General features: G+C 54.2%; 6 protein-coding genes and 1 tRNA gene. 2 read left to right on the top strand and 5 right to left on the bottom strand.

What is annotated here, in order from left to right; all coding sequences use genetic code 11:
* From QZN75_RS09285 to QZN75_RS09265, 5 genes are all read right to left on the bottom strand, one after another.
* A partial coding sequence (locus tag QZN75_RS09285; protein ID WP_292427787.1) for an ATP-binding cassette domain-containing protein occupies positions 1–248 on the bottom strand: 248 nt, incomplete at its 3' end.
* 10 nt (positions 249–258) lie between these two features.
* Positions 259–1,590, bottom strand: a complete 1,332-nt coding sequence (locus tag QZN75_RS09280; protein WP_292427785.1) for a hypothetical protein — start codon at positions 1,588–1,590, stop codon at positions 259–261.
* Positions 1,591–2,010: 420 nt separating this feature from the next.
* On the bottom strand, positions 2,011–2,505 hold the full coding sequence (locus tag QZN75_RS09275; RefSeq protein ID WP_292427782.1) for a Mut7-C RNAse domain-containing protein: 495 nt from the start codon (positions 2,503–2,505) through the stop codon (positions 2,011–2,013).
* Positions 2,495–3,508 carry an AmmeMemoRadiSam system radical SAM enzyme gene (gene amrS / locus QZN75_RS09270; RefSeq protein WP_292427780.1) on the bottom strand — a complete coding sequence of 338 codons (1,014 nt, stop codon included), beginning with the start codon at positions 3,506–3,508 and terminating at the stop codon, positions 2,495–2,497. Before amrS ends, QZN75_RS09275 begins: the two co-directional genes overlap by 11 nt.
* 33 nt (positions 3,509–3,541) lie before the next feature.
* Positions 3,542–3,706 (bottom strand): hypothetical protein, encoded by a 165-nt coding sequence (locus QZN75_RS09265; protein ID WP_292427778.1) that lies wholly within the window; start codon positions 3,704–3,706, stop codon positions 3,542–3,544.
* Positions 3,707–3,761: 55 nt separating this feature from the next.
* Here QZN75_RS09265 and pyrH point away from each other — a divergent pair, with 55 nt between their 5' ends.
* Positions 3,762–4,466 carry a UMP kinase gene (gene pyrH, locus QZN75_RS09260; RefSeq protein ID WP_292427777.1) on the top strand — a complete coding sequence of 235 codons (705 nt, stop codon included), beginning with the start codon at positions 3,762–3,764 and terminating at the stop codon, positions 4,464–4,466.
* 63 nt (positions 4,467–4,529) lie between these two features.
* A tRNA-Pro gene (locus QZN75_RS09255) sits at positions 4,530–4,604 on the top strand.
* The last annotated feature ends 1 nt before the right edge of the window (position 4,605 follow it).

Genomic DNA, 4,605 nt, shown 5'->3' with positions numbered 1-4,605 from the left:
GTCCGCTCAAGGTTTGACATTTTTGCCACATCGCGTCCCGCGATAGAGAGTTTTCCCGATGTGGGGACATCGAGGATCCCCAGCTGGTTCATCATGGTCGATTTACCGGAACCGGAAGGTCCCATAATGGCAATAAATTCGTTTTCCATGATGTCAAGGGAGACATGATTGAGGGCGGTAAAGTCTCCGCTCTCCAGATGATAGGTTTTTGTCACGTCCGCCAGCTGGATAAGTGGGGTATCGGTCATATCCGATCCCTCACTGCTGTTTTTTCAGTTTGAGTGAGATCCATTTCCGCTTTTTCCACAGGACAATGCCGGCTATAAGAATAATCACTCCCACTATGACCGGGTAGAACGAACTGATCCCACTGCCATTGCTGCCGGTGAAAAGCGACGTGGTGCTGCTGCTACTGCTGCCACCCGGGCCACCCATCCCGCCGGGTCCGCCACTCATCCCACCGGGGCCACTCATGGAACTGGAAGAACTCGAAGAAGTCTTGGTGCTGCTGCTCGTTGAACTGCTCGTCCCTGAACTCGTTGAGAGATCGTGTGCTTTTGTGAGAGAGTAATCGTTACCATCTGTGTCTTTCCAGCTGACCACCAGTGGAACTGAAGACAGATCGTTGCAGGTAAACGTTACATCAAAACTTCCGGAATCGTCAGATGCGATACTCCCGATGGCATATTCAGGATAGGTTCCTGCACCTTTTGCCGGTGATCCGACGGTCACAACCACTCCTTTTGCATCAGAGACCCCTGCATTGGTGATATCACCGGTAATTTCGTAGGTATTTCCTGATGATGAGAGTACAACGTTGTTGACAACCGGCACCGCAGCCGTTTTGTCCTGGCCGATGGTAATCGGCAGAACTACATCCGTGGTATGAGTGTTAGCACCGTTCTGGTAACTGATATGGAAGGTAAGGTTTGATGCCTGGTGAGGTATAATGCCGAAGGTCACTGCTGTAGAACTGCTAGCCTGTATAGAGGAGACGAGGTCCTTGGCCGGGTACGAATCAATACCTGTCCCCTCAGGGGTAATCACGACATTTTTTATATCCCCGTCCCGGGTATTCATGATAGTGAGCGTCACGTTTTGCTCAGCTTCAGGTGAAAAGGACGTGGGTTTATCCGTGATGGCGGCTTGAATATCGGTTGAGTCCACTTCGATCTTTATCGGGTAATGAATAGAGTTGCCGGTTTTTGTACCGGCACTGAACATTGCATAATATGTTCCGTCCGGTGGTTTTGCAGTGACGATTAGTGTATACGTGATCGTCGAACCGGCACCGACATAACTCATGGTGTCCCATGTACCGTCCGAATCAACGTTGAGTTTACTGCTCAGGATATCCGGATGGGAAATCCCGATGGCAGATGTACCTCCATTGGTCAGGGTCACTGTGATCGCTCCTGTATCGCCGGGGAAGAATACTTCAGGATCCATTGTCACATTTGAGACATAGACCATTGCCGCATTATCGACATCTGTTGTCGAGCTGCTCGATGTACTGCTGGTGGAACTGCTGCTGGTAGTACTGCTGGTTGTGCTGCCAGTACTGCTGTCAGCGTACGCAACTGATACCATCAGTAATATCAGAATAAAACTAAAAACTCCCAGTTTTATCTTCATGGTTTCTCCGTCTTTTGCGTGTATTGCTCTTCATACTTCGGGTAATATATTCACGTCATGACGGGTGGTGAATTATGTACAAAAACCGGGATACATTTAACCGGCTGGTTCATTATATCAGACTGCGCTGACACCTCCACCTTTTGCATATCCGGTTTAATGGTGCATCCAACCACGGTAGGTTGCCTGCAGAGTGATGTAATCTCGTCACCCAATTTGGAGAAAAATGCCAGTTCCCTCACGGGAGAACCACAAAGAAAAAATTGCCGGCTCCGGGAGTCTGGTATGGGGAACTCCGGCCTGGCGGGGATGTGATACCGGGAGCATAGAAACCAGGTCCTGCAACCCAGAAAACAAGATGAGGACCGGAACGTATCAGAATTCAAGCCCGGATTGTATCCTTTCAAAGAGACGCTGTCCATGCGAGCCGTTCCAGTACAGTTTTCTGCACCGGTCGCACCAGAGGAAGGCAAATCCACTCTTGTCCCGGGGTGCATACCCGGCAGACCGGATCTCATCTTCCCCTGCCTCCCGCAGCACCGTGTTGCAGAGCGAGCACCGGCTCATAAGGAGGCGTCGTTCGATTAACCCCAGATCGATGAGCTGCTGCACCTGCACGAGCACATCCCCTTCTGTTACCAGTACCGCCCGGTCGTTTCCTCTTCGGGCAAGCTCGTGGTCCCGTGTCAGCAGGATCCGGTGCTCATCCTGTGCAAGGGCAAGCAGCAGGTTGTCCTCCTGTGCATTCCCCGGGGAAAACCCGTTTGCGCTGAGTGTATCGTAGCCCATGAACCTGAGGTACCGGGTGAGCGTGCCAAGCATCCGGTCCGCGACAAACCGGGTCTCTGGAGAACCGCAATCAGGTGACATGGCGCACGATCTCGATGGTCTCACCACAGCTGGTGCACTGCCGGTTGTCAAGTCCTGTAATCCTGCTCGAAAATCCCCGCCTCTCGATGAGCAATGCATCGCAGGCCGGACAGTACGTGTTCTCATACGGGTGATGCGCGACGTTTCCGAGATACGGGAACCGGAGCCCGAGTTCTTTTGCCCGTGCACAGATCTTCTCAAGCAGGGCAATGGGTGTCGTCCCGCGATCTGTCATTTTGTAGTCCGGGTGGAACGCGGAGAAATGCATGGGCGTCTCGGGGCCCAGATGCTCGATCACCCAGCGGATCAGGTTCTCCTGCTCATCCATGCTGTCATTGAGGCCGGGGATGACAAGTGTCACGGTTTCGATATGCATGCCGAGCTCCCGGGCGAGCACCGCCGCGTCCAGCACCGGCTGAAGGTGCGCCTTACAGATCTTCCGGTAAAAATCCTCGGAAAACGATTTGATATCTACCCGGAACGCCGAAAGCATCGGTGCCAGCTCCCGCAGGGCTTCCTCCGTGATATAGCCGTTTGTCACGTAGCACGTCCCAAGTCCCTGTTCCCGGGCGAGCGTGCCCATATCAAGCGGGTACTCGTGCCAGATGGTCGGCTCGTTGTATGTCCATGAGGTGCTCGCACTCCCGCTTGAAAGGGCACGGGCCACCCCCTCTTTTGGGGAGATCGGGAAGAGGCGGGCGCTCGTGGAGTCTGCCTGTGAGATCTGCCAGTTCTGGCAGTGCTCGCACCGGAAGTTGCACCCGATACCGCCCAGCGAATACGAAAGGGTGCCGGGCAGGAAGTGGAAGAGCGGTTTTTTTTCGATGGGGTCGACCGCCTCGGCACTCACGAGGCCATACGAGGTGGCATACAGTGTCCCGCCTTCGTTCTGCCGTACCCCGCAGATACCATGCTTCCCGTCCGCAATCGTGCAGCGGTGATTGCACAACGAGCACTGCACCGCGTTATTCTCCTTTTTTGTGTACTGGTGCGCTTCGTGCATGTCCTGTCCCTCAGGAATGGATCCTTGTATTCGTTATTTTTCCGGCTCGTTCTTTCCCTCATCTTCCATCGCGTCGTCATCCACTTCAAGGACAAACGATCCCCGGTACCTGCAGCTCTTGCAGAGATACACCTGGCCGATATATCCCCCGGCAACCGGGAAGATATCTCGGCTCTTGCAGACCGGACAGCACAACATGGTCGGGACTCCTTTAAACAACTCTATATGAGCATCCTGCACAAAAACTAGTGCAATGAAGACGGTCGTTATCTCGCTTGGCGGCTCGATCCTGATCCCGGAACTCGATAATAACCGGATCAGGGACTATCTCCCCGTGCTTACGAGGATTGCCGCGAAACACCGGCTCTTCGTCGTGGTCGGGGGCGGAGGCGGGGCGCGGGACTATATCGGGATTGCCCGGAGCCTTGGCATCGATGAGGGCACCGCGGACGAAATCGGTATTCTCGTGACCCGGCTCAACGCGACGCTGTTAATTTCCGCGCTCGGCGAAGCGGCCTACCCGAAAGTCGCCGAGAGCCATTCCGAGGCCAAGAAATTTGCCGAGTCAAAAAAGATCGTGGTCATGGGCGGGATCACCCCGGGCCAGACAACGGACGCGGTTGCTGCGGTTCTTGCCGAACGGGTGCATGCGGACGTTTTTGTCAACGTGACCTCGGTCAATGGCATCTATGATAAGGACCCAAAAGAGTTCAAAGGTGCAAAATACTTCAAAACGCTCACGCCTTCGCAGCTGATCGGGATTGTCGGGAAGGGTGGCCTTGTGGCCGGATCGCACAATGTCCTTGATATCATCGCCGCCCGGGTGGTGGAGCGCAGCCACATCCCGCTCGTTGTGCTTGACGGCACGACGCCAAAGAACCTTTCCGACGCCCTTCTCACCGGTAAGTGTGATTGTTCTATCGTCAGCGAGACCAGGAAAAAGATTCTCCCGCTTTAAATTTTTTAAGGACCGGGCAAACGGCAGGTATTTTTAGCGTCCACAGACAATATTGTAAGGCACGGGGTAGTAGGGTAGCCTGGTCCATCCTAGAGCGTTTGGGACGCTTTGACGGCGGTTCGAATCCGCCCTACCCCAT

This window comes from Methanoregula sp. (genome assembly GCF_003170075.1).
In the GTDB taxonomy this organism is placed as follows: domain Archaea; phylum Halobacteriota; class Methanomicrobia; order Methanomicrobiales; family Methanospirillaceae; genus Methanoregula.
This window is presented reverse-complemented; position numbering and strand designations above follow the sequence as displayed.

What these genes read in the sequence shown, in the direction of transcription:
- QZN75_RS09280 (WP_292427785.1), bottom strand. Translation starts at nt 1,590, where the DNA reads ATGGTATCAGTTGCGTACGCTGACAGCAGTACTGGCAGCACAACCAGC.
- QZN75_RS09275 (WP_292427782.1), bottom strand. Translation starts at nt 2,505, where the DNA reads ATGTCACCTGATTGCGGTTCTCCAGAGACCCGGTTTGTCGCGGACCGG.
- amrS (WP_292427780.1), bottom strand. Translation starts at nt 3,508, where the DNA reads ATGCACGAAGCGCACCAGTACACAAAAAAGGAGAATAACGCGGTGCAG.
- QZN75_RS09265 (WP_292427778.1), bottom strand. Translation starts at nt 3,706, where the DNA reads ATGTTGTGCTGTCCGGTCTGCAAGAGCCGAGATATCTTCCCGGTTGCC.
- pyrH (WP_292427777.1), top strand. Translation starts at nt 3,762, where the DNA reads ATGAAGACGGTCGTTATCTCGCTTGGCGGCTCGATCCTGATCCCGGAA.